General features: G+C 63.0%; 19 protein-coding genes. 5 read left to right on the top strand and 14 right to left on the bottom strand.

Annotated features, from left to right (window positions below):
• Window positions 1–15 precede the first annotated feature (15 nt).
• The 8 genes from rplC to dltA all read right to left on the bottom strand — a co-directional run bounded on the left by rplC (window position 16) and on the right by dltA (window position 10329).
• Window positions 16–636, bottom strand: a complete 621-nt coding sequence (gene rplC / locus FY258_RS02030; protein ID WP_118102716.1) for a 50S ribosomal protein L3 — start codon at window positions 634–636, stop codon at window positions 16–18.
• A 418-nt stretch (window positions 637–1054) separates the two neighbouring features.
• A complete protein-coding gene (locus FY258_RS02025; protein ID WP_118102714.1) occupies window positions 1055–4393 on the bottom strand; it encodes an ABC transporter ATP-binding protein/permease in 3339 nt (1112 codons plus the stop codon).
• Window positions 4394–4563: 170 nt separating this feature from the next.
• Complete coding sequence (locus FY258_RS02020; protein WP_259324403.1) at window positions 4564–5721, bottom strand: AI-2E family transporter; 1158 nt, start codon at window positions 5719–5721, stop codon at window positions 4564–4566.
• A gap of 120 nt (window positions 5722–5841) precedes the next feature.
• Window positions 5842–7059 (bottom strand): D-alanyl-lipoteichoic acid biosynthesis protein DltD, encoded by a 1218-nt coding sequence (gene dltD / locus FY258_RS02015; RefSeq protein WP_118102710.1) that lies wholly within the window; start codon window positions 7057–7059, stop codon window positions 5842–5844.
• Window positions 7060–7068: 9 nt separating this feature from the next.
• A complete protein-coding gene (locus tag FY258_RS02010) occupies window positions 7069–7305 on the bottom strand; it encodes a hypothetical protein (protein ID WP_118102708.1) in 237 nt (78 codons plus the stop codon).
• Window positions 7305–7550: a D-alanine--poly(phosphoribitol) ligase subunit DltC gene (gene dltC / locus FY258_RS02005; RefSeq protein ID WP_006723058.1), complete on the bottom strand. Its 246-nt coding sequence runs from the start codon at window positions 7548–7550 to the stop codon at window positions 7305–7307. Before dltC ends, FY258_RS02010 begins: the two co-directional genes overlap by 1 nt.
• A complete protein-coding gene (dltB, locus tag FY258_RS02000) occupies window positions 7543–8751 on the bottom strand; it encodes a D-alanyl-lipoteichoic acid biosynthesis protein DltB (RefSeq protein ID WP_118102706.1) in 1209 nt (402 codons plus the stop codon). Before dltB ends, dltC begins: the two co-directional genes overlap by 8 nt.
• 6 nt (window positions 8752–8757) lie before the next feature.
• The gene (dltA, locus tag FY258_RS01995; RefSeq protein WP_118102704.1) at window positions 8758–10329 is read right to left on the bottom strand and encodes a D-alanine--poly(phosphoribitol) ligase subunit DltA; all 1572 of its coding nucleotides are present in this window, start codon (window positions 10327–10329) and stop codon (window positions 8758–8760) included.
• Between the two features lie 412 nt (window positions 10330–10741).
• Between dltA and FY258_RS01990 the strand changes: the two genes are divergently transcribed.
• The 5 genes from FY258_RS01990 (at window position 10742) to FY258_RS01970 (ending at window position 18389) form a co-directional block, all read left to right on the top strand.
• Window positions 10742–14590, top strand: a complete 3849-nt coding sequence (locus FY258_RS01990; protein ID WP_118102702.1) for a phosphoribosylformylglycinamidine synthase — start codon at window positions 10742–10744, stop codon at window positions 14588–14590.
• Between the two features lie 225 nt (window positions 14591–14815).
• Complete coding sequence (locus FY258_RS01985; protein ID WP_182279370.1) at window positions 14816–15817, top strand: putative endonuclease domain-containing protein; 1002 nt, start codon at window positions 14816–14818, stop codon at window positions 15815–15817.
• Window positions 15818–15971: 154 nt separating this feature from the next.
• Window positions 15972–16880 (top strand): class I SAM-dependent methyltransferase, encoded by a 909-nt coding sequence (locus FY258_RS01980; protein ID WP_118102698.1) that lies wholly within the window; start codon window positions 15972–15974, stop codon window positions 16878–16880.
• A gap of 53 nt (window positions 16881–16933) precedes the next feature.
• Window positions 16934–18007, top strand: coding sequence for a GNAT family N-acetyltransferase (locus tag FY258_RS01975; RefSeq protein WP_182279369.1), 1074 nt, complete (start codon window positions 16934–16936; stop codon window positions 18005–18007).
• 133 nt (window positions 18008–18140) lie between these two features.
• Entirely contained in the window at window positions 18141–18389 is a 249-nt protein-coding gene (locus tag FY258_RS01970) for a glutaredoxin family protein (RefSeq protein WP_118102694.1), read from the top strand.
• Window positions 18390–18577: 188 nt separating this feature from the next.
• Here FY258_RS01970 and FY258_RS01965 read toward each other — a convergent pair whose 3' ends face one another.
• From FY258_RS01965 to rpsL, 6 genes are all read right to left on the bottom strand, one after another.
• Window positions 18578–19384 carry an AIM24 family protein gene (locus tag FY258_RS01965; protein ID WP_118102692.1) on the bottom strand — a complete coding sequence of 269 codons (807 nt, stop codon included), beginning with the start codon at window positions 19382–19384 and terminating at the stop codon, window positions 18578–18580.
• Between the two features lie 133 nt (window positions 19385–19517).
• Entirely contained in the window at window positions 19518–20669 is a 1152-nt protein-coding gene (locus FY258_RS01960; protein ID WP_118102690.1) for a cation diffusion facilitator family transporter, read from the bottom strand.
• 215 nt (window positions 20670–20884) lie between these two features.
• Window positions 20885–21193, bottom strand: a complete 309-nt coding sequence (gene rpsJ, locus FY258_RS01955; protein ID WP_039910332.1) for a 30S ribosomal protein S10 — start codon at window positions 21191–21193, stop codon at window positions 20885–20887.
• A 66-nt stretch (window positions 21194–21259) separates the two neighbouring features.
• Window positions 21260–23365, bottom strand: coding sequence for an elongation factor G (fusA, locus tag FY258_RS01950; protein ID WP_006723067.1), 2106 nt, complete (start codon window positions 23363–23365; stop codon window positions 21260–21262).
• 21 nt (window positions 23366–23386) lie between these two features.
• Window positions 23387–23860, bottom strand: coding sequence for a 30S ribosomal protein S7 (gene rpsG, locus FY258_RS01945; RefSeq protein WP_006723068.1), 474 nt, complete (start codon window positions 23858–23860; stop codon window positions 23387–23389).
• Between the two features lie 44 nt (window positions 23861–23904).
• Entirely contained in the window at window positions 23905–24276 is a 372-nt protein-coding gene (rpsL, locus tag FY258_RS01940) for a 30S ribosomal protein S12 (RefSeq protein ID WP_039910333.1), read from the bottom strand.
• Window positions 24277–24331 lie beyond the last annotated feature (55 nt).

The following is a 24331-nucleotide window of genomic DNA, read 5'->3' as shown; positions in this document are numbered from 1 at the left end:
AGCGACGGTCCTCCTTTACGCCATGCGGATGGCGACCAGACCGTTCTTGCCACCGGGCACAGCGCCCTTGACAAGCATGAGGTTCTGCTCAGCATCAATGCGGACAACGGAGAGGTTCTTCACGGTCACGCGGGCGTTGCCCATGTGGCCGGCCATCTTGACGCCCTTGAGGACGCGGGCCGGGTAAGCGCACTGGCCGATGGAGCCGGGGTGACGCTGGATGTGGGAACCGTGGGACATGGGACCGCGGCGCTGGTTCCAGCGCTTGATGCGACCCTGGAAGCCCTTACCCTTGGAGGTGCCGATGACGTCGACCTTGGCGACGTTCTCGAAATCAGCGACGGTGACGACGTCGCCGACCTTGTGCTCCTCGCCGTTCTCGACGCGGACCTCACGAAGGTAACGGACGGGCTCGACGCCAGCCTTAGCGAAGTGACCAGCCATGGGCTTGTTCACGTGCTTGGACTTGATGTCGCCGAAGCCGATCTGGACGGCGTTGTAGCCGTCGGTCGCCTCAGTTTTAACCTGCGAGACGGTGCAGGGGCCAGCCTGGATGACCGTGACGGGGACGACGTTATCGTCCTCGTCCCAAACCTGGGTCATGCCGATCTTGCGGCCGAGAATCATGTTGATCATTCGATCTCCAACTCTCGGTGGTCTTGGGACATTGCACGCGCCCCTTGCGCGTGCCCCTAGAGGACCACATACGGACTTGCGCGCCACTCCTTGCATTCGCTTTGACCCCTTGTGCGCGGCAACCCATTTGCGCAGGTAGATGGCCTAGGCAGAATCCTCCTAGTGGACACAGCTTGATTAGTATACACGCCCGCGGGCGTCTCCATATTGTCTTCGCAATGTTTTTGCAGGTGAGGGCCGTCGCCCGCCCCGCCGAGGGCGGCGTCGGATTTCGCTCGGTCAAGTCCTGCTCGCGACGAAGCGTCCACTGGACGCTTCTGCTCGTGCGGAATCTACGAAATCCGACGCCGCCCTCGGCGGGACCCAAGCCACCACCCCCTTGCCGAACCTCAATTTAGGGACTGCCCCTAAATTGAGGTTATTCGCTGCGAAGAGCCTCCACGGGGTCGCGGCGGGCGGCGTTGCGGCTGGGGATGAGGCCGGCTATGACGGTGAGGGCCACGCTGATGAGGATGAGGCCTATGGCCGATGAGATGGGCAGGCGCATCACGTTCTCCACATGGTGCACGGCGAGTGCCCATGCGTTCACGGGGAATGAGACGGCCACCACCACGGCGATGGCCAGCACGCCGGCGATGAGCCCCTCGATGAAGGTCTCGGCGTTGAAGACGTTGGCGATGTTGCGCTTGGAGGCGCCCATCGCGCGCAGGATGCCGATCTCCTTCTTGCGCTCGAGCACGCTGATGTAGGTGATGATGCCGATCATGATGGAACTCACCACGAGCGAGATGCTCACAAAAGCGATGAGCACGAGCGAGATCATGTTGACGATGCTCGTCACGCTGCCCATGAGCACGCCCATGTAGTCCGTGTAGACGATGACCTTGTCGTCCTCCCCCGCGGCGCGCATGTCCTCGTTGTAACGATCGATCGCCCCGAGCACCGCGTCTTTGGCCTCGAAGTCAACGGGATAGATGCTCACGGACTGCGGGTCGGCTTCGTCGGCATACCCCAGCGTCGCCAGGTTGTTGTCGTAGGTGAGCCTGCCGGCGTTGGCATAGCTCGCCATGAGGGACGAGAGGTCCTCCGCATCCATGTTGAAATGGATGGCACGCGCGAAGGCCCCGCCGTCGACCGAGAACGCCTGCTGCATGTTGGCAGCAAGACGCTGGGCGAGCTGAGGCGCGGCCGCCGCGAAGGTGCGGCCGAGGCCTTCCTGAAGTTGCGCGCCGACTGCCGTGGCGAGCCGAGCGGAAACCTCGGCGGCTACATCCTTGAGCGCAGTCGCCATATACGGGGCAAGGCGATCGCTCACATAGGTGCGCACGATCTTGTCCAGACGCTCGGCGACGGGCTTGCCCGCCACCGCTGTCACCTCATCGAGCAGGGCTGCGCCACCCTCCGGCGCCGTGGACCCGGCATATGCGACAAACTGCTCGACGAGCTTTTCGCCAAAATCGGGCTCGCCCGGTCGCAGGCCCGCACCGTGCTCAGGCAGCCAGGCCATCAGGAAGCGCTGCACAAAGGCGCCCGAGAGCTTTGACACCTGTTCGAGTTGCACCTTGTCGAGCACGGGATCGCTCGCAAGATCGCCCAGAATGCCCTCGAAATCCGGCATCGGCGCGGCCGAGAGGACGCCGGCAAGGTCCACTCCCTCAAGAGCGCTCGATATATCTATGTCCACGCCGCCCATATCGAGCCCCGCGAAATCGAAGCCCGAAAGGTCGAGCCCCGCGCCTAGTTTGGACGCATCGACCTTGAACGCTGCACGCAACGCCGACTCGTCCACGGAGAACAGACTCGCCAAATCGACGCCGCGCTTCGCCTCTTCCTGCAACGTTGCGAACGGCTTGCCCGTGAAGACGTCCACCTCGGGTTCGGCGAGCTGCGCCCGCACGATCTCCGAATTCGCAGCGCGTTTCATGAGCTCGTCGGTCAGGCCGCTGGTATAGGCGATGCCCTGCGAGAGCGCGGCGGACTTTGCCGTGGGACTCGGCTGGACGATACCCACGATCTTGAGGTCCAATCCATGCTCCACCTGGCCCGCCATGAACGAGGCGTCGCCGGACATGTCGGTCCAACCGCCCGTCTCGGCGTTGCGGCGATACGAGTCGGAGGCGGCAAGAACCTTGAAGGTCGTGCCAAGCGCGTCGTCGTAGGTGAAGTCCGCATCGACCTCCGGGACGTGCACCTCCCCCGCGCCGCTCATGGTGCGCTCGACCATGCGGTCGAGGGCAGCGGGGTCGAGCACGCCCATGCTGTACAACGTGAAGTCCGATATCTTGCCGCGAGCCGAAAGCACGAGGACGCACTCATCGGCCGCCTTGGCCCAGCGGCCGGCGACCACGTCGTACTGCTCGTCGAGCAGTTCTGGATTGTCGATCATCTCGTTGAACGCCGTGGCTCCCGTCATCATGGTGCCTGCCATCGCGGCGCTCGACGCCCCGCCGGTCATGGCGGTCGTCATTGCGTTGGGCGACAGGCGCACCGGCCCCTCCGAGGTATCGGACCGATACACAAGCGGCGTGATGCCATAGTCATACTGGATGGCCGAAACCTCGCCATCGAGCTCCTTGGCGTCCTTATCCAAAAAGCCCTTGAAACTCGCCATATCGTTGGATTTCACGCTCGCGAACATATCGGAGAGCATCGTGAATATCGGAATGGGCTCCTTCAGGTCGACTTTGCGGCCTCCCTCGGCGTCGACAGATGGCACCTCGGCCCCATCCCCGGACTCGCCCTCCTCGGACTCACTCCCTTCGGACGAGGCGGAATCCCCCGTCATCATGCTCGTGAGGTCGTAGCTCTGCCGCGCGATCGTGAGCGGGTAGCTCGACAGCGTGTCCTGCTCCACCTTGGCGATGTAGCCGTTCACACCGTTGGAGAGCGCCAAAATCGCCGCGATGCCGATGATGCCGATCGATCCGGCGAAGGCCGTCATGATGGTGCGGCCCTTCTTGGTCATGAGGTTGGTGAAGGACAGGGAGAGCGCCGTGAGCAGGCCCATTGACGAGCGGTGCGCGGGACCCTTGTCGGGATGGGCGAGGGCAGCCGCACGCGCTGCCTCGACCTCATTCTCCGTCACGGGGCACGTATCCCCGGCAAGACGCCCGTCCTTGATGCGCACGATGCGCGTCGCGTAATCTTCGGCGAGCTGTGGGTTGTGCGTGACCATGATCACGAGCCGCTCGCGCGCGACCTCCGCGAGCAGATCCATCACCTGGATGCCCGTCTCGGTATCGAGGGCGCCCGTGGGCTCATCGGCGAGCACGATCTCGGGATCGTTCACCAGCGCGCGTGCGATGGCGACGCGCTGCATCTGGCCGCCCGAGAGCTGCGATGGCTTCTTGTTCACATGCGCGCCCAGACCCACGCGCTCGAGCGCGGCACGGGCACGGCGCTCCCGCTCAGCGCGGTCCACACCCGCCAACGTAAGCGCGAGCTCCACGTTGGCCAGGATCGTCTGGTGCGGGATGAGGTTGTAGCTCTGGAAGATGAAGCCCACGCGGTGGTTGCGGTACGTGTCCCACTCCGCATCCGTATAGTCGCGGGTCGAGGTTCCGTTCACCACGATGTCGCCCGAGTCGGCGTGGTCGAAGCCGCCCAATATATTCAAGAAGGTGGTCTTGCCGGAACCCGATGGGCCCAGAACCGCCACGAACTCGCTCTCCCTGAAGGTGACGGAGACACCGTCCAGGGCGCGCTGGACCAGGTCCCCGGTCTTATATGTCTTGGTGATGTCGCGAATCTCGATCATGCGCAGCCTATCCACGTGATGTCATATTCGCTTTTCGTACCCACATTCCCCGCGTTTAGGCGAACGTGGGGACGCGATACAAAGACCTTATGTGGCATCGGCGAGACGGGCCGCCAGGAAATCGCGAACCGCTGCACCGGTAGTGCCAGCTGGCGAATCAGCCCAAAGGCCTATTCCGAGAGCTCGCCCGCGGCCATGCGCTCGGCGAGGCGGGTGTTGGTCCACTGGCGGACGAGCTCGTAGAGCACCGCCACGATGGGAATGAAGAATACGATGCCCACGATGCCGAAGAGCTTGCCGCCCACGAGCGCGGCGATGAGGGTCCACAGCGCGGAGAGGCCCACGGAGGAACCCACCACATGGGGATAGATAAACTGATTCTCGACGAACTGGACGGCCAGGTACACGATCACGCAGATGATCGCCTGACCGGGCGAAGCGAGCAGGGTGAGGAACGCGCCGATGGCGCACGACGCGAAGGCGCCCACATACGGCACGAAGGCGAAGACCGCGGTGAGGAAGCCGATGAGCCCGGCATACGGCAGGCGGAACAGGGAGAACGCGATGAAGATAAGCGTGCCCAAGATGCACGCCTCCAGGCACTGCCCCGAGAGGAACTTGGAGTACGTATCGGTTGCCAACGCCGCGACGTGGCGGATGCGCGATGCGTGTCGCGGGGCGAGATGGGCATCCATCATACGGTTGACCTGACGGCCGAGCACGCGCTTGCTCGCCAGAACGTACACGGCGATGACGAAGGCGAACACCGTGCTCGAGACAACCGAGACGGTGGAGCGCGCAGCGGCGAACACCGAGGTGGCGATGGAGCCGAGTCCGAAGTTCATCAGGCCCTGCAGGCCCTGCGAGCGGGAGGCAGAACCGGCGGCGGGCTGTAGCCAGGCCATGAGCTTGTCCTCGTCCACGCCCTCGGCCGCCAGGACGCGCTCGATCTCGGGCAGGCGCTCGGCGAGCAGGGGCGCGACGGTGCGAGCGGAGGCGATGAGCTCGGGCACGAGCATCGTGACGGCCATGACGGCCACACCAGCGATGGCGATGAGCACCAGCACGATGCTCACCACGGTCACAAGACCAGGCTGAGGACGCTTCTCCTTTGGAAGGCGCTCGACCAGGCGGCCGAGCATGCGCTCCATGCCCGAAACGGGCACGTTCAGCACGAAGGCGAATCCAAGGCCGAGCAGCACCGGGAAGAAGATGTTGATGACGGCGGACAAGGCGCCGATCACCACGTCGAGGTGCATGACGGCGGCATAGAGACAAACGCCGAACGCGATCAGCGAGGCGGCGCGGCGCGATTTCTCGTCGAACATGGGCATCCTTACATGAGGGCGGCACCCGCGGTCCATCGAGACCTCGGGTGCCACACGGTTTTGGGCCTTATACCCAATCTTTTGAACCCATCACACGGCCGCTCGCCCTCCCGTGCACGCTCAAACACCCGCCAACAGGACGTCTCCGGACGGGCTGGTGTCGGCATAACCGGTTTTCAGGAAGGTGTAAATGGCCTTCGAATAGTACGCCGACCCGAGCTCCGAGGGATGGGAGTAATCGCGTAGGAAATATCGGTCGTACTCATGGCCGGAGAAATCCGCGACCTGAAATCCCGCATCGGCGGCCGCATCGCGCACCATGCGATAGTACTGCTGACGGACCTCACACGTGTAAACGGTCTGGTCGTAGGCCGCTCCCTTGACGGGCTGGATCACGATGAGCGGTTCGACCCCCGTCTCACGGCACACATTGAGAACCATCTTGAAGTCCTCGAACTCCTGCGAGCTGAAGTACTCGTCACCCCGCACCTTCCAGCTCTTGTTCGCGCCCTCCAGCCACGTCTTGAAATGCTTGCCGTACCAGGCGTCGCTCATTCCAAGGTCGTTGCCCGTCGCCTGAGCCCGGGCGGCGCGATCGGCCTCGGTGAACACCGCGTCCCAATCGGGACCGCCGGTCGCGCGGGGCGGACGCGGGGCGGTCGCGTCGCCTGCAACACCAGAACCCCGACCGTCGAGGGCCAGGTCGTGAGCGAGGCGTACATCGGATGCAAGGGTCTTCGCCGCCTCATCCACATCGCGCACGATGCGCTCGACGGGCCCCTCGTTCGCCGGCTCTCCGGCGCCGTACTCGGCCGCGCGCTGAGCCACGCGACGCTTCAACCCATCGGATATATCGCCATTCGCCATGAACGCCTCGAAAGCCCCAGATGAATATACGTCGGGAAAATCACGCGCGGGGCGGCGGTACGTCATGAACCATTGGATGCTCGGAAAAAGCACCACGCGGCGCGGGGCATCCGCCACCGAGGCAAAGGCACCGATCTCGATTGCCTGCCACAGGTCCGCACAACCCGCGCGGCCCGCCATCAGCGCGCCCACATCGTAGGTACCGGGAGCAAGCAGGTTGCCCGGATGGGAGAAGCCCGCCGGCCCCGGGTTGAGCTCCGAAGACCCGAACACCGGGGCGACCGGCTCACCGCGCTCGGCGCTGCTTTCGTATTGACCCCGCATGAGCTGCCAGCTCGACACCTCTTGCGCCGTTGGGTAGCCCACGCAAGGCACATCTTCATCTGTCAGCCGACTCTCCCAGGCATACGCGGCACCGCCGCCGACGGCGAGCGTCGCAGCCAGGGCCAGGGCGATGATGCGTCTTCTCATGACAACCCCCTAGAACTCGGCATACACCGGGCTTGCCGGCGCGCCATACGGGGAGAGCACGAAAAACCATCCGAGCACTGCCACGAGCACCACGACGGCCGCAAACCAAGCGACGGCCGCCGAAGTCGCATCCGAGTAGAACCATGTGCGCACACGATCGGGCGTCAAGGCGCGCAGGCGCGCAGGCGCAGACGGGCCGCGCCCCGCGGAGCGTATGCCCTCGTCCGAACGGCCCTCCGCGCACATCACAGTCTCACCGCGATCTGCTCGATGATCTTGTTCACCGTGTTCATTTCCGAGCGCTCGACCGCGGTGGGCGCGATATCCACACCAAAGCGCTCCTCGATCTCGACGAGCACTTCGATAGCGGCGAGGGAGTCGAGCAGGCCAGCCGCGAACAGGTCGATGTCGCGCTCCTCGCGCACGGCCTCGTCGTCGCAGATGTCTTCCAGCATGTCGAGGACCTCTGCCTCGAGTTCGTTCCTATCCATTGATGATCCTTTCGATGATATGGGTGAGCTGACCGGAGAAGAGCGCGAAGCCGATGACCACGAGCTGCATCGTGACGAACCACGACAGCGCCCGGTACCAACGCTTGCGCTTGTTCCGCTTGTAGAAGGCCGACCGCTTTTGGTAGACCTCGGTGAGCGCGAGCAACACGCCGTGATACAGGCCGTACGCGAGGTAGTCGATGGTCAGTCCATGCCACGCGCCCATGAGCAGCATGTCGACCAGGTAGGCCGCGCACGCCGTGTGCAAACGGCTCGAGAAGAGCTTTCGCTTGGAGGCCATGCGCACGAACCTCATGAAGACGAAGTCGCGCAGCCACGTGGACAACGTGATATGCCAACGGTTCCAAAAGTCCTTCATGTCCTGCGCCGCGAACGGGGCGCGGAAATTCTGGGGCGTGGCGATGCCGAAGCAGTAGCTCGCCCCCACCGCCATGAGCGAATAGCCGGCAAAGTCGAAGAAGAGGTACAGGGCGTAAACGTACGCGCGGGCGATGGTGCGCACCGGCGCCGGCCCGGGAATCGAGATCACCGCCGGCACGCCCGTGAGCTGCGCGGTAGCGGAAGGGTCGAGGGCCGTTTGCGCAATCGTCGCCAGCACCAGTTGCGACACCGCTCCGGCGAGCAGGAACAGAATGCCCCGACTGAAGAGGTCGGCATACTCGGACCGGGAAAGCCGCCTGTCGGCGTCCTCTCGGAACCGGCGCGACCGATCGATCGGCCCCGAGGTGAACGTCGCGAAAAACGTCAGGAAGTACAGGTAGTCGACGACGCCGAGGTCGTCGATGAGCCCATCGCGGATTTCGATGAGCACCTGCACCGCCTTGAAGGTAAGGTAACTGATGCCGATGAAGCCCAGCAGGTTCGCATCGAACACCGCCCCCACCTTGTAGATGACGAGCGGGGCGATGGTCGCGACAAGCGATGTGCGGTACACCGCCATGCACTTGCGGCCGCTCTTCCAGCTGGCGAGCGTCGCGCGCATGGACGCGAACGCCACCGCGAGAAACACCGCGAACGCGGCGGCGCCGGCGGGGCTGCCCGCGAAGAGCAGACCGACCATCACGCATGAGGCCGCGAAGCCGTAATACTTGATACGCCTCTCCATGAAGCCGAGCACTGCGGCGGGAACCACCGCTGCGGCGAGCGCCATGAAAAACGACGGGGAGGTGTAGAAGCCCATCGGTGCCTATTTCTTCTCGGTGAGGGCACGGCGGTCGAGCTTGCCGTTGCCGGTCATGGGCAAGGACTCATGGAACGCGACCTTCTTCGGAACCATGTAATGGGGCAGAAACTCGGCCAGGCGCTCCTTAAGCGCGAGGCCCGCGCGAAACGGCGTGTCCCCGAGCGGCGCGGACGGCACGACATGCGCCACGAGATGCGAGATCTTCCCGTCCCGATACACCGGGGCGACCGCGGCGGCGGCGATCTCGGGCAAGCGACGCAGATGGCCCTCGATCTCGCCGAGCTCGATGCGGAAGCCGTTGAGTTTGACCTGCAGATCGAGGCGGCCGCGGAAATGCAGCATGCCCTCGGCGTCGAGATAGCCCTCATCGCCGGTTCGGTAGGCACGCACGGCGGCGCCGTCGAGCACGGCTGTGTCGAAGACGCGCGTCGTGAGGTCGGGCCGCCCAAAGTAGCCGCGAGCGACCGTATCGCCCTCGATGACGACCTCGCCGAAGGTTCCGGCGGGAACGGAACGCCCCTCCTCATCGACGATGCGGATACGCGTGCCGAGGCGCGGGGCGCCCACGGGCAAGGGCTCGGGGCTCGCCGTCATCTCGGCCGTCACCTCAACCGAGGTGACGGCAACGGTCGACTCGGTTGGACCGTAGGTGTTGACGACGCGAGCCCGAGGGAAGCGCTCGAGCAGGCGCGCGGCCGTTGCGTTCGGCAGCGTCTCGCCGCAGAACAAGAAGAGCCTGAGCTCGGGCATGGCGTTCTGGTCGAAATCGGCGTTCGCAAGGCAAAGCTCGGCAAACGACGGGGTCGAGACCCAGATATCCGCGCCGCACTCCTTGAGCGCGGCGAACTGAGCCGCCATGCTGAGCTGCGTCTCGGCGGCCAACGAGTACAACGTGCCGCCACCGCCGAGGGCGCCGGCGAGCTCGAACACCGACAGATCGAACGAGAAGGGCGCCTGATCGAGCCACACGCGGCCATCCGAACGCTCAGGGGTGTTGCCGTGGGCGAGTTCGAGGTCCCATGCGCAGAAGTTATCAAAGCAGGCCGCCGTGACCTCGACGCCCTTGGGCGCACCGGTCGAACCGGAGGTGAACAGGATGTACGCAAGGTCCTCCCCATCGATCCAGCGATCGCGATTGGAGTGACCCGCGGCCGCCACGAGGTCGCCGATGGCGCGATGCTCGATGACGGTGACGGGCGGCATGTCGTCACATGTGGGGAAGCTTCCAACCGCCAGCACGAGTGGCGCCTCGATGCCCGCGTCGCCCGTCATAGACGCAAGGATCTGCGTGGCGATCGACGCGGTGCGCTGCGGCGGCACGGAGTTGCCGTCGATTGGAACGTAGGGGCATCCGGCCTTCATGCAGGCGAGAAAGCATACGACCATGAACGGGTCCTTGTTGCCGTACACGATGACGGGCACACCGCGCTCAACGCGCTTGCCCACCTGCTCGGCGAGCGCCTCGGACGCCGCCCACAGCTCTCGATAGGTCAGGTCCATCCCCGTCGATGCGCGCACGGCGGTCCGACAGGGCCACTCGCGGGCGACTCGCTCGATGTTCTCCAGGTACTTCACGTGTCATCCCATCCCTTCGGTTCCACACGGGCGCCATGGGCGCCGTGTCCGAGAGCCTACCCCCCCCCGACGCTGTTTTGGCAAGCGCTGCTTTGGGAGATACGGGAAGGCCTCGTCTTGATGCTGCGCCCCATTGTGCCCGTCGAAGCTTTGCGCATCCTTACCGTCGGGTGACGTTTGCGTAAGAGTGGTTATGAAGTGCTGAAGTCGCGGACGGATCATCCATTCGTGTGGAGGAACGCGGGCGCGAGCCCGCGTGTGTAAAAACGCACCCGTCCCCAAATTGCACACATACGCACGGCAGATAGGCCTGGACGGTGGCGTATTATTGAAGGGTTAGCAAACCGTTCGGCTCAAGGTCGTGCGACCGCCGCCAACGGATCGACCCGTTCAGAAAGAAGGGCAGGACTCAATGGTCTCTCGCGTGTACGTAGAGAAGAAACCCGGGTTTGACGTCGAGGCGCAGCAGCTGCTGGCCGAGCTTCGCGACACCCTGGGCATCGAGGCGCTCACGGGCCTGCGCGTCATCAACCGCTATGACGTCGAGGGCATCGACGAGGAGCTGTTCGGCTCCTGCGTGCCCACCGTGTTCTCCGAGCCGCAGGTCGACTTCGCCTATGACGAGCTCCCCGAGGAGCCCGGCGCGACCGCCTTCGCCGTCGAGGCGCTGCCCGGCCAGTTCGATCAGCGCGCCGCCTCCGCCGCCGAGTGCGTGCAGCTGATCTCCCAGGGCGAGCGCCCCACCGTTCGCTCCGCAAAGGTCTACCTGCTCTCCGGGGATCTTTCCACCGAGGACTTCGACGCCATCAAGGGCTACGTGGTGAACCCGGTCGAGTCCCGTCTCGCCGAGCTCGAGTGCCCCGAGACCCTCACCCAGGAGATCCCCGACCCCGAGCCGGTCGAGATCATCGATGGCTTCCGCGAGATGGACGAGGCCGCCCTCGCCTCCTTCATCGCCGAACGCGGTCTTGCCATGGACGAGGCCGATATCGCGTTCTGCCAGCAGTACTTCAAGGATGAGGACCGCGACCCCACCATCACCGAGATTCGCGTGATCGATACCTACTGGTCCGACCACTGCCGCCACACCACCTTCGGCACCAACCTCGAGAACATCGAGATCGACGACGCCGCCGTCGAGGCCGCCTTCAACCGTTACATGGAGATGCGCCACGAGCTCGGCCGCGACGAGAAGCCCGTCTGCCTCATGGACATGGGCACCATCGGCGCCAAGTGGCTTAAGAAGCAGGGGATCCTCACCAACCTCGATGAGTCCGAGGAGATCAACGCCTGCACCGTCAAGGTGACCGTCGACGTCGACGGCGAGGACCAGGATTGGCTGTTCCTCTTCAAGAACGAGACCCACAACCACCCCACCGAGATCGAGCCCTTCGGCGGCGCGGCCACCTGCGTGGGCGGCGCGATCCGCGACCCGCTCTCCGGCCGCTCTTACGTCTACCAGGCCATGCGCGTCACCGGTGCCGCCGACCCGACCGTCCCCGTCTCCGAGACCATCGCCGGCAAGCTGCCCCAGCGCAAGATCGTGACCACCGCAGCCGCCGGCTATTCCTCCTACGGCAACCAGATCGGCCTTGCCACCGGCCAGGTCTCCGAGCTCTACCACCCCGGCTACATGGCCAAGCGCATGGAGGTCGGTGCCGTGGTGGGCGCCACGCCCGCGAGCCACGTCCGCCGCGAGTGCCCCGCGCCCGGCGACAAGATCATCCTGCTCGGCGGCCGCACCGGCCGTGACGGCATCGGCGGTGCCACCGGCTCCTCCAAGGCCCACAACGTCGAGTCCATCGAGAAGGACGGCGCCGAGGTCCAGAAGGGCAACGCCCCCATGGAGCGCAAGCTGCAGCGCCTGTTCCGCCGCGGCGACGCCTGCCGCCTGATCAAGCGCTGCAACGACTTCGGCGCGGGCGGCGTGTCCGTCGCCGTGGGCGAGCTGGCCGACGGCCTCTACATCGACCTCGACATGGTCACCAAGAAGTACGACGGCCTCGATGGCACCGAACTCGCGATCTCCGAGTCCCAGGAGCGCATGGCCGTGGCCGTGGCCGAGGCCGACGTCGAGGAGTTCATGGGCTACGCCGCCGAGGAGAACCTCGAGGCGACCGTGATCGCCGAGGTCACCTGCGAGCCCCGCGTCCGCATGGCCTGGCAGGGCGACGCGATCGTCGACCTTTCCCGCAACTTCCTCAACTCCAACGGCGCGCCCAAGTACCAGGACGTCCACGTCGTGGCCCAGGGCATTGCCCCCATCGATCCCGAGAGCGAGCTGGCCGAGGCCGCGCTCGAGGAGTTCGGCACGCTCGACGGCATCTACGAGAGCACCGTCCCCATGGTGCCGGGCGCCGAGACCTGCGAGTCCTTCCATGACGCCATGGTCGAGCTCGTGAGCGACCTCAACGTGTGCTCCAATAAGGGCCTGTCCGAGCGCTTCGACTCCACCATCGGCGCCGCGACCGTACTCATGCCCTTCGGCGGCGAGCGCCAGCTCACCCCCAACCAGGCCATGGTCGCCAAGTTCCCGGTCGACGGCGAGACCACCACGGTCTCCGGCATGGCCTGGGGCTTCAACCCCTACATCATGGACGCCGACCAGTACCGCGGCGCTTACCTCTCCGTCGTCGAGAGCATCTCCCGCCTCGTGGCCACCGGCTTCGACCACGAGAAGGTCTACCTGTCCTTCCAGGAGTACTTCGAGCGCCTGCGTGACGTTCCCGAGCGCTGGGGCAAGCCCATGGCCGCCGTCCTGGGCGCCCTCATGGCCCAGGTCGAGCTCGGCGCCGGCGCCATCGGCGGCAAGGACTCCATGTCCGGCTCCTTCGAGGACCTCGACGTCCCGCCGACGCTCGTCTCCTTCGCCGTGGCCGTGGACAAGCTCGCCAACGTGGTGTCGCCCGAGTTCAAGGGCGCCGGCCACCGCGTCGCGCTGATCCAGCCCACCTATCAGGTCGACGACCTCCTGCCCGAGTCCGCTTCCCTGCTCACCGCTTTCCGCACCGTCGAGAGCCTCGTGCGCGAGGGCAAGGCGCTCTCCGTGTCCACCGCGGGCTTTGGCGGCCTGGCCGAGATCCTGTTCAAGGCCTGCCTGGGCAACCGCTTGGGCTTCGAGGTGTCCGAGGCCTACTACGAGGCCGACGCCCGCGACCTGTTCGACCACTCCTACGGTTGCTTCGTCGTTGAGCTCGACGAGGGCGCAGCCCTGCCCGAGGCCGACGGCGTGCGCATAGTCGAGCTCGGCGTGACCTGCGAGCCCTATGAGTTCACCGCCTACGGCGAGACGCTTGATCTGGCCGAACTGCAGGAGGCCTGGGAGAGCGCGCTCGAGGGCGTGTTCCCCTACCGCAGCGCCGCTGACGATGTCGATGCCCCCGAGGAGCTCATCCCCGAGGAGCGCTACCGCTGCGAGGAGGAGGGTCGCATCCGCGCGACCTACGGCGGCCTCAAGATTGCCAAGCCCCGCGTGATCATCCCTGTCTTCCCTGGCAACAACTGCGAGTTCGACTCCGCGCGCGCCTTCCGCGCCGCCGGTGCCGAGGCCGATGTCTTCGTGATCAACAACCTCACGCCCGAGAACGTCGCCGAGTCCACCCGCGAGCTTGCGCGCCGCATCCGCGAGTCCCAGATCGTCATGATCCCGGGCGGCTTCTCCGGTGGCGACGAGCCCGACGGTTCCGCCAAGTTCATCACCGCGTTCTTCCGCGCACCCGAGGTCACCGAGGCCGTTCGCGACCTGCTGCAGTCCCGCGATGGCCTGATGCTCGGCATCTGCAACGGCTTCCAGGCGCTCGTCAAGCTGGGCCTCGTGCCCTACGGCGATATCGTGGACGCCATGCCTGAGGCCCCGACGCTGACCTTCAACGAGATCGGCCGTCACCAGAGCCGTCTGGTTCGCACCCACATCTGCAGCGATCTTTCGCCTTGGTTGTCCCAGTGCGACCCCGATGAGCTCTACACCGTGGCCATCTCCCATGGCGAGGGCCGTTTCGTGGCGAACGACGAGGTCCTGAACCAGCTCCGTGCCGGCGGCCAGATCGCCACGCAGTACGTCGACGTGGCCGGCATGCCCTCCATGGACCTTGACGTGAACCCCAACGGCTCCGTCGCCTGCATCGAGGGCATCACCAGCCCCGACGGCCGCGTGTTCGGCAAGATGGGACACGTCGAGCGTCGCGGCGACGGTCTGTACAAGAACGTCCCCGGCGAGAAGTTCATGCCCCTGTTCGAGAGCGGTGTGGCTTACTTCGGCTAAACGCCTCGCGACCCCTCCGTCCGCTCACTGACGCTCAAGCGCCGTCGGCCATCACGGTCGGCGGCGCTTTTGTCTTCGGGCCGACTCGACAAGCTCCGCCACCCCCCAGGCCATCGAGACGCCACGAACAGCTTTGCGCTCGCAGACAAGCTGCCCGATACGTTTGCTCGCGCGCGGGTATCCTAGCCGTCATCCACTCGGTATCACCCGGAGACGGAGGGCCCCATGGACACGCCAGTCGTACTCTCCCATACGTCCGCTTATCTTGTGCTTCATACCCACAATCGCCAGGCAGTGGTCCACAACGCCCTAACAAACCCTGTCGATCCGTACGGAATCTCCGAGTCTGGAACGCATGCAAGAAACATCGCGGCGCGAATTCGAGTCTTTCTCGGGGAATGTGGGGTGAACCTTGAAAACGAAATGGAAATTGACATCGCCGTCCCAACGTCCCTGGATCGCACGAGCTCCGCATTCTTCAAGTCTCACGTAGTTGGAACCTCGTGTAGCTCAAGCGAGCTCGTACACATCGCGCCCGGCCTGTTCGCCGTTGGCGGGGCGCTCAACTTCATCCAGGCTGCAACGTGGATGGAACCGCTCGAGCTCATCGAGTACGGATACGAGCTTTGCGGGCGATACGAACTCAACCTGACCGAAGCTCGAGGCGGCTATCGCGATCGTCGCCCCCTCACGAGCAGGCAACAGATTCATGCAGCACTGGCCAATCATCCCCATATGCCCGGTGCAAAACGCGCGCACCACGCCCTCGCATTCGTTCGAGATGGCTCCCGATCTCCCATGGAAACGGCGCTTGCGCTGGCAATTGTCCTGCCCAAGGCTAAAGGCGGTCTCGGATATCGCCACATAGTACTCAACCACCGCATCTTGATTCCCCAAGAACTTAAGGCAACGATTCGTTCCGATTACCTTGAAGTTGACATTTTCGCGCCGCATAGAAACGTAGGTGTCGAGTATGACGGCGACGCCCATTCTGAACTCAAGCGGCGGACCCATGATGCCGACCGTCTTGCGATCCTGGGGATGCTCGGTGTGTCGATGAGGACGATCACCGCATCCCATTTTATGCATCAACTCGATTTTCATCGCGCCATGAATTCCGTAGCTGCGCTTTTGCGCCTCAAACTCCCCACCGCGCGAGACTACCAGCTCGCGCAAAACGACCTTCGAATCGCCCTCATAAGGGGATGGAAATCCCACAACGATTGAATGCCAAAAAACGCCCGTCGACACGCTTCCACAAGTTCGCATCACGAGCGTCAAGAATTGTCCTGCAATCATCTATTCTTGACGTTAGTGATGCAGACTGAAATCACCACGATCTTCTGAACGACTCGACCTCATAAGAACAGGGAGGTTTGCGATGGCGCCTAAACATGGCCCCGATACGCTTGCGGGCATTCATGGCACGACGGAGGCGGTTTTAGATAACCTCGCCAGCTGGAACGACCGCGCCGACGTGCACGCCAACGGCGGCTACGGCGACCTGGGCGAGCTCGTGCACGACCCCGACGCCGTTACGGGCGTTGCCAAGCGCGACTACGATTCGATCCGCCCGTTCCTGCCAAACGCATCGCTCGAAGGCCTCAAACTCTTGCATCTGCAATGCCACATCGGCACAGACACGCTTTGCTGGCCGCGCTTGGGCGCCGCCGAGGTCTGGGGGCTCGACTTCTCCCCCACCGCGCTTGAATATGCCCGACGCCTGGCGGACAAGGCCCACGTAGACGTCACGTACGTTGAAAGCGACGCGCGCTTCGCCGCCGATGCCCCGGAGCTTGCAGGACACCTAGGCACATTCGATGCAATCGTCACGAGCGCGGGCACCATCACTTGGCTGCCTGAGCTCGATGAATGGGCCCGCTCGATCGAGCGTCTTCTCACCCCTGGCGGCATCTTCATGATCCGCGATGACCACCCGCTTTTATCCGCGCTTGGCTTTAGTGGGACCAAGATCGTCTCCGACTACAAAACGGGTTCGATCAGCTCGTACGACATGGACGTCACCTACGTGACCGACCCGCACAACGAAAGCTCGGAGCAGCGGCTCGCCCACACCAAGAACCACAATTGGTCGCACGACTTCCAAGAGATCGTCGAGGCGCTTACCTCCGCCGGCCTCTCAATCGAGGCGCTACGAGAAGATGAAGTTGCCGAATGGCAATCGCTGCCCATCCTCGAATTTCATCCGGAAGACGAGTCGTGGCGCATGCCCGCGGCTCTCCCCCGCATCCCCCTCATGTTCTCGATCGTAGCCCGCAAAAGCTTGTAGATAGCTTTCTCAACCACACCCCGCCCACGCTCCCAACCGTGAAAGGTGCATCCATGGAGCTCTTCTCCACCCGCCTTACCCTGCGCCCCTGGGCAGACGCAGACGCCCCGGCCCTCTTCGAGCTCGCACGCGACCCGCGCATCGGAACCGCTGCAGGCTGGCCGCCACACACGAGCGAAGAACAGAGCCTCGACGTCCTTCGTAATGTCCTGCGAGGGCCCGAGCAATACGCCATCACTTTGCGCGAAGGCGACGAGCTCATCGGCGCAATCGGTCTTTTAGCAGGCGATGCCTGCGATTATCTCGAGGCGGACGATGAGTATTCCGTTGGCTATTGGATCGGCGTGCCCTATTGGGGTCGAGGCTTCGCTGCCGAGGCTCTTCAGCGCCTCATCGAACACGCTCGCGATTCCCTAGGTGCTCGAGCCATCTACGCCGACCACTTCCTCGAGAATACCCAGTCGCACCGTGTCATGGAGAAGTGCGGCCTTTCGCCCGTCCGCACACAATCCGCTGACATCCTTTATCCGGCAGGCAAGCGTGACGTGCTCATCATGCGGCGCCGCCTTGTTCCGCACATCGAAGGGAATGACATGAACCACCCCATGAAACAGCTCCCCGAGCGCGCCATTGACGAACAGGAAGCCCGTGACATCCTCCGTATGGGCGAATACTGCGTCGTCGCCACCGTCGATGAAGACGGTCATCCTTACGCCACGCCTCTCTCCTACGTCCTCGACGGCGACTCCCTTCTTGTCCATACCGGCATCGCCGGCGGTCAGAAAACGGACAATTGGGAGCGCGACCCACGCGTGTGCGTAACCGTGGCCATGGATATGGAGCCCGTCTATGTGGAGGAAGACGGCGAGCCGGGGTTCTTCACCACACGGTATGCCAGCGTCATCGCAACCGGCACGGTGCGACGCGTCGTCGAGCCAGCCTGCGCGCGCCGCGCTCTCGCCCAGCTCTGCCTCAAATACTGCCCCGAGTATCGAGACAAGATCGGAGATGCCATCGAGTGGGAGCTACCCGCAACCGCCGTTTGGGCCATCGACCTCGAGCGTATCTCCGGCAAGGCGGGACGGCGCATCCCGAACGGCAAAGGCGCGGTTGGCGGGCGTCGATAACGACATCGGTCAATCTTTATAGCCGCTTCACCTCCATCGCTCCCGTCTCCGCAATTGAACTTCCAGTACTGGTACTCGGAGCATTCGGGTATAAGCTTCCATGTCAGTAGTATTTTTAACGCAAGGAGGATGCATGAGCGTTCATCACGAACTCGCCCTGTATTATCGTCCGACCTGCCCTTTCTGCATCAGGGTGCTCGACTTTATGGACCGCCAGGGCGTGACGATTCCCCTGATCGACATCTCTCGAGATCGCGATGCGGCAGCCACCCTGATTAAGGTCGGCGGCAAACAGCAGGTGCCCTGCCTGTTCATCGACGGCAAGCCGCTTTATGAATCCAGCGACATCATCTCCTGGATCGACGAGCATCTTTGCCGATAGCTCAGATACGATACGCTGACGCAGACAGGCACCGACGCGCCCTTCCACCTGACGGCATGAGCCCGCGACTCCTCAGCGTGAGATAGGCATTCAGGACCCCACAAGCAATGCGCCCTAAACCACAAGGCCCTCTCTTGCGAGAGGGCCTTGCCGTATCAGGCGTTCACGGGACTCGATCGGTCGCGCGCCTAGTCCGTCGAGACGGCTGCATAGGTGTTGTAATTCGTCGCAGGCTGCATGGGCGCCATCATGATGCGCCCGGTGCCGCGATACACGTTCACCAAGCCCTCACCGCCCACGGCAGAACCAATCAGGCTCTTGCCCGACCGCTCGACGGTGAACTCAAGTCCGGACGTCCAGACCAAGGCGTAGTTGCCGTCGATCTTGAGCTCGTCATTGCGCAGATCGATGTAGATGACTTCCTCTACCGGGCAAGGTGATTCAAGCGCAAGCACGCCCGAGCCGTCGAGTCGTAAGTTGAACAGCCCCTCATTGCCCGCCACGGCGGAAGACATATTCGAACGGCGCTGCAGTGAATCCTGGATGGTGCTATCGCATGCGAGGAACAGTCCATCGTTAAGCACGACGGAGTTGCCCCACTCGGCGAGATCAATGAGGAGCAAATGCTGCCACGTAGGTTCACACACGAGCATACCCGTACCGGTATATTCAGGCTTGATCATCGAATCCTGGCTCACCGCCCCGCGGAACATCTTTCCCATAAGGTCGCCCGCGCCCTTTACGCCCGTTGTTGACTGCACACTGCCAACCGTCCACTGCATGGCCCCAGCCTGCAGCGTAACACCCGTGCGCCCATCCAGATTTGCGATGAGCTGACGACGGCGAACGTTCATTTCCGAGCTGAACCACGCGGTCTGAGCGCTCCAGGGAGTAACCGAAAGGTCGCGCTGCCACTCGACGACCGAGAACTGACCCTTCTCGGCAATCTTCTTGACGTCGTTATTGTCCTGAAAGTTGTATACGGTGTACGCCATGGCAAGCTCCTTGTCTCGATATTTCGCCTGCGTTGGCGGTAATGGTAGCAAACCCCTTCAAGCTCGTATCATGCACTCGCCCTACGGCGCCTCGCTTCGGCAAACGGTACCGGGCGCTTCGCGATACGCTCTCTTACTGCTCGGCGCTCACGTAGTCTTCGTCGACGGTGATTTTTGGAACCGCGTCGGGATACTCCTCAACGACCATGTCGCCGAGCTTTCGTTTGAACTCAGACGGGCTCAATGCACACTCAACCGGATGCAGGCAGTCGAAAATCACATTCGTGTGAGTCGGGCCGGGAACGCATCTTAGATCATGGATGCTCGCTTCGCTATCGAGGCTCTTCGCCATAGCATCGATCTTGTTACGCATATCAACGACATGTGGGTCGTTCGTAACGATCGGATCGTAGTGCAGCGTGACAATGAGGCCGTCATCGTCTTTAAATGCCTGCTCGATGTTATCCAGCGTGTCGTGACTCTCCATGGGATCGGTCTCGGCGGCCATTTCCACATGGGCGCTCGCAAACTGCCGACCCGGGCCATAGTCGTGAACCATGAGGTCATGAGTGCCCAAGACACCTGGATAGGACATGATCTTCGAGCGGATGTGGGCAACGAGCTCGGGATCGGGAGCCTGCCCGAGAAGCGGGTTGACCGTGTCGCGAATGAGCTCGATGCCGCTCCAACCGATATACAGGCCGACCGCGAGTCCGACCCACGCATCGAGCTCGATGCCCGCCACATAAGCGATGATGGCGCACGCAAGCACCGCGCCCGTGGCGATAACGTCGTTCTTGGAATCCTGGGCCGTGGCAAGAAGTGTCTCGGATTTTATGCGCTCGCCGAGCACGCGGTTGAGATGCGCCATCCAAAGCTTAACCGCCATGGACCCCGCGAGGACCACCACCAAAGCGAGAGAGAACTCGACTGGACTTGGATTCAACACCTTGTCGATTGAAGATTTGACGAGCTCGACACCGATCATGAGGACAAGCACCGCAACGACGAGACCGGATAGGTATTCAAAACGACCATGGCCGTAGGGATGCTCGGGGTCAGCCGGCTTGCTGGCGAGCTTGAATCCGAGAACGCTCACGATGTTAGAACTCGCGTCGCTCAGATTGTTGAGCGCGTCGGCAACGATCGAGACCGACCCTGACAGGATGCCAATCAGAGCCTTTGCGATGCAGAGCAGCACATTCAACGAGATACAGACAACCCCCGCCAAGGCGCCGACCCTACCACGGTCGCCTTCGGATCTGGCGATAATCCATTCGATCAAAGGTACCCCTTCCTTCGATAAGAGAAACTACGGCAAAACGTTCGCCAGAGGCGAGGCCTGTGAGCACATATCCGCCAGGAACACTCGCCTCTGGCGAACGTTTTGAGTCATATCCGCAGCATCAGGCATTCTGTGGCAATGGCAAATGGCCGCCACCCCATGGGCAGCGGCCATTTCAAAAGCGCGAAACGCGATTCAAGCGGTAGGACTAGACCTTAGAGCTTGATCTCGATGTCGACGCCGGCAGGCAGGTCGAGACGCATGAGGGAATCGACGGTGCCAGGCGTGGGATCGAGGATGTCGATCAGACGCTTGTGGGTGCGCATCTCGAACTGCTCACGAGAGTCCTTGTTCACGTGAGGAGAGCGGATGACGGTGTACAGGTTGCGCTCGGTCGGCAGCGGAATGGGGCCGGAGACGCGGGCACCGGTCTTCTGAGCGGTGTCGACGATGAGCTTGGCGGACTGATCCACGACCTCGTGATCATAGCCCTTCAGGCGAATCCTGATCTTCTGGCTGGACAACTTAACCTCCAACAATGGATAGCGAGGGCAGCCTCGCGGTGTGTTTACAAGTACAGGCGACAGACCTTAGTTGGTGCCGTTCTTGGCCATGACCTCGTCCACGATGGACTTGGGAGCCGGCTCGTAGGAGTCGAACTGCATGGTGTAGGTAGCACGGCCCTGGGTCTGGGAGCGAAGGTCGGTAGCGTAACCGAACATCTCGCCCAGCGGCACCTTGGCACGGATGAGCTTGCTGTTCCTACGATCCTCCATGCCCTCGATCTTGCCGCGGCGACCGGAGAGGTTGCCCATGACGTCGCCCATGTACTGCTCGGGGGTCTCGACCTCGACAGCCATGATCGGCTCGAGCAGCTGCGGATCGGACTTCTTGAGGGCGTCCTTGATAGCCATGGAACCGGCGATCTTGAAGGCGGCCTCGGAGGAGTCGACCTCGTGGTAAGAACCGTCGAACAGGGTGACCTTAACGTCGAGGACCGGGAAGCCGGCGATAACACCGGTGTTCAGGGCCTCCTGGATGCCCTTATCGATGGACGGGATGTACTCCTTGGGCACGACGCCGCCGACGATAGCGTTGACGAACTCGTAGCCGAAGCCCTCCTCCATCTTCTCGAGCTTGATGACGGCGTGGCCGTACTGACCGCGACCGCCGGACTGACGGACGAACTTGCCCTCAGCCTTCTCGACGTCGTGACCAGCGGTCTCGCGGTAGGCAACCTGGGGCTTACCAACGTTAGCGTCAACCTTGAACTCGCGGAGCAGACGGTCGACGATGATCTCGAGGTGCAGCTCGCCCATGCCGGCGATGATGGTCTGGCCGGTCTCGTGGTTGGTGGACACCGTGAAGGTCGGGTCCTCCTCGGCGAGCTTGGTCAGGGCCAGGGACATCTTGTCCTGCTCGGCCTTAGTCTTGGGCTCGATGGCAACGTCGATAACGGGCTTAGCGAACTCGATCTTCTCGAGGACGATCTCCTTGCCCTCGGAGCACAGGGTGTCACCGGTGGTGGAGTTCTTGAAGCCGACGCAAGCGACGATGTCGCCGGCACAGGCGTCGTCACGATCGATACGCTCGGCGGCGTTCATCTCGAGGATGCGGCCGAGACGCTCGCGCTGACCGTTGGAAGCGTTGACCACGTAGGAGCCGGACTCGGCGCGGCCGGAGTAAACGCGAACATAGGTGAGCTTACCGACGAACGGGTCGGTCATGATCTTGAAGACCAGGCCGGAGAAGGGCTCGTCGAAGGAAGGATGACGCTCGATCTCCTCGCCGGTGTCCGGATCGGTACCGGTGACGGCCTCGACGTCGATCGGGCTGGGCAGGTAGTCGACGACAGCGTCGAGCAGCTCCTGAACGCCCTTGTTCTTGTAGGCGGAGCCCACGAAGACGAGGTTGAGCTCGTTGGCCAGAACGCCCTTGCGCAGAGCAGCCTTGAGCTCCTCGACGGTGAAGTCCTCCTCCATGAGGATCTTCTCCATGAGCTCGTCGTCAAAGCTGGCAGCAGCGTCGAGGAGCTCCTCGCGCTTGGTGGCAGCGATGTCAGCGAACTCAGCCGGGATCTCGTCCATCGGCTCCGGGTAGGTCATGCCCTTCGCGTCGGCCTTGAAGTCCCATGCAGTCATGGTGACCAGGTCGATGACGCCCCAGAAGTTGTCCTCGGCGCCCATCGGGACCTGAGCAGCCACGGCGTTAGCGTCGAGACGATCCTTCATGGTCTCGATAGCGTTGAAGAAGTCAGCGCCCACGCGGTCATACTTGTTGATGAAGGCGATGCGGGGGACGTTGAAGGTAGAAGCCTGACGCCAAACGGTCTCAGACTGGGGCTGAACGCCGGCAACGGCGTCGAAGACGGCGACAGCGCCATCGAGGACGCGCAGGCAGCGCTCGACCTCAGCGGTGAAGTCAACGTGGCCCGGGGTGTCGATGATCTGGATGCGGTAGTCCTTACCGTCCTTGTTCCAGAAGCACGTGGTAGCAGCGGAGGTAATGGTTACGCCACGCTCCTGCTCCTGAACCATCCAGTCCATGGTGGCAGCGCCCTCATGGACCTCACCGATCTTGTGGGTCTTACCGGTGTAGTAAAGAATACGCTCGGTCGTGGTGGTCTTACCAGCATCGATGTGAGCCATGATGCCGATGTTACGGGTATCGGAAAGCTTGTACTTGGGCTTAGCCATGTCTTAAGTCCCTTCCCTGAATTACCAGCGGTAGTGAGAGAACGCGCGGTTGGCCTCGGCCATCTTAAAGACGTCCTCGCGCTTCTTCACGGAAGCGCCAACGCCGTTGGAGGCGTCGAGGATCTCGGCGGCCAGACGCTCGGCCATGGTCTTCTCCTTGCGGGCGCGGGAGAAGTTGACCATCCAGCGGATGCCCAGCTGGGTGGAACGACGGGCGTTGACCTCCATGGGGACCTGGTAGGTGGCGCCACCGACGCGCTTGGGCTTGACCTCGAGCGTGGGCTTGATGTTGTCCATGGCCTTCTTGAAGACGGAGAGGGCGTCCTCGCCGGTCTTCTCGGCAACCATGTCGAAGGCGGTGTAAACGATGCGCTCAGCGGTGGCCTTCTTGCCGTCAAGAAGGACCTTGTTGATGAGCTGCGTCACGAGGCGGTTGTTGTAAACAGCATCAGGCTGAACCTCGCGGCGGTGATTCTTAGCTGCACGACGCGGCATGTTATATCTCCTCTATCTGAATATGATCGGGTCTACTCGCGAGACTACTTCGGGCGCTTGGCACCGTAGTGGGAACGAGCCTGCTTGCGGTTGGCAACCGGGGCGCAGTCATAGCAGCCGCGGATGATGTGGTAACGCACACCGGGCAGGTCGCGAACACGGCCGCCGCGGACGAGCACGATGGAGTGCTCCTGCAGGTTGTGACCCTCACCGGGGATATAAGCAGTGACCTCGATGCCGTTCACGAGGCGCACACGGGCGACCTTGCGAAGAGCGGAGTTCGGCTTCTTAGGAGAGGTGGTGAACACGCGGGTGCACACACCGCGCTTCTGAGAGTTGCTCTTGAGAGCGGCGTTCTTGGACTTCTTGGGGACCGAGCGACGGCCCTGGCGAACCAGCTGGTTGATAGTAGGCAAAGCGTACTCCTTCTCGAAATATCCAGCTTCCATTCCATGTGCAACGGCATATTAA

The sequence above is a fragment of the Collinsella intestinalis genome, from assembly GCF_902364775.2.
Taxonomy (GTDB): Bacteria; Actinomycetota; Coriobacteriia; order Coriobacteriales; family Coriobacteriaceae; genus Collinsella.
The sequence above is the reverse complement of the archived record's forward strand: the minus strand, read 5'-3'. Positions and strand labels throughout refer to the sequence as shown.

Excerpts from the sequence above, each read along its gene's own strand:
- rplC (WP_118102716.1), bottom strand. The coding sequence starts at position 636 with ATGATCAACATGATTCTCGGCCGCAAGATCGGCATGACCCAGGTTTGG.
- FY258_RS02010 (WP_118102708.1), bottom strand. The coding sequence starts at position 7,305 with ATGTGCGCGGAGGGCCGTTCGGACGAGGGCATACGCTCCGCGGGGCGC.
- FY258_RS02020 (WP_259324403.1), bottom strand. The coding sequence starts at position 5,721 with ATGTTCGACGAGAAATCGCGCCGCGCCGCCTCGCTGATCGCGTTCGGC.
- FY258_RS01990 (WP_118102702.1), top strand. The coding sequence starts at position 10,742 with ATGGTCTCTCGCGTGTACGTAGAGAAGAAACCCGGGTTTGACGTCGAG.
- rpsG (WP_006723068.1), bottom strand. The coding sequence starts at position 23,860 with ATGCCGCGTCGTGCAGCTAAGAATCACCGCCGCGAGGTTCAGCCTGAT.
- FY258_RS02025 (WP_118102714.1), bottom strand. The coding sequence starts at position 4,393 with ATGATCGAGATTCGCGACATCACCAAGACATATAAGACCGGGGACCTG.
- FY258_RS01965 (WP_118102692.1), bottom strand. The coding sequence starts at position 19,384 with ATGGCGTACACCGTATACAACTTTCAGGACAATAACGACGTCAAGAAG.
- FY258_RS01975 (WP_182279369.1), top strand. The coding sequence starts at position 16,934 with ATGGAGCTCTTCTCCACCCGCCTTACCCTGCGCCCCTGGGCAGACGCA.
- FY258_RS01985 (WP_182279370.1), top strand. The coding sequence starts at position 14,816 with ATGGACACGCCAGTCGTACTCTCCCATACGTCCGCTTATCTTGTGCTT.
- FY258_RS01970 (WP_118102694.1), top strand. The coding sequence starts at position 18,141 with ATGAGCGTTCATCACGAACTCGCCCTGTATTATCGTCCGACCTGCCCT.
- dltC (WP_006723058.1), bottom strand. The coding sequence starts at position 7,550 with ATGGATAGGAACGAACTCGAGGCAGAGGTCCTCGACATGCTGGAAGAC.
- dltD (WP_118102710.1), bottom strand. The coding sequence starts at position 7,059 with ATGAGAAGACGCATCATCGCCCTGGCCCTGGCTGCGACGCTCGCCGTC.
- FY258_RS01980 (WP_118102698.1), top strand. The coding sequence starts at position 15,972 with ATGGCGCCTAAACATGGCCCCGATACGCTTGCGGGCATTCATGGCACG.
- fusA (WP_006723067.1), bottom strand. The coding sequence starts at position 23,365 with ATGGCTAAGCCCAAGTACAAGCTTTCCGATACCCGTAACATCGGCATC.
- dltB (WP_118102706.1), bottom strand. The coding sequence starts at position 8,751 with ATGGGCTTCTACACCTCCCCGTCGTTTTTCATGGCGCTCGCCGCAGCG.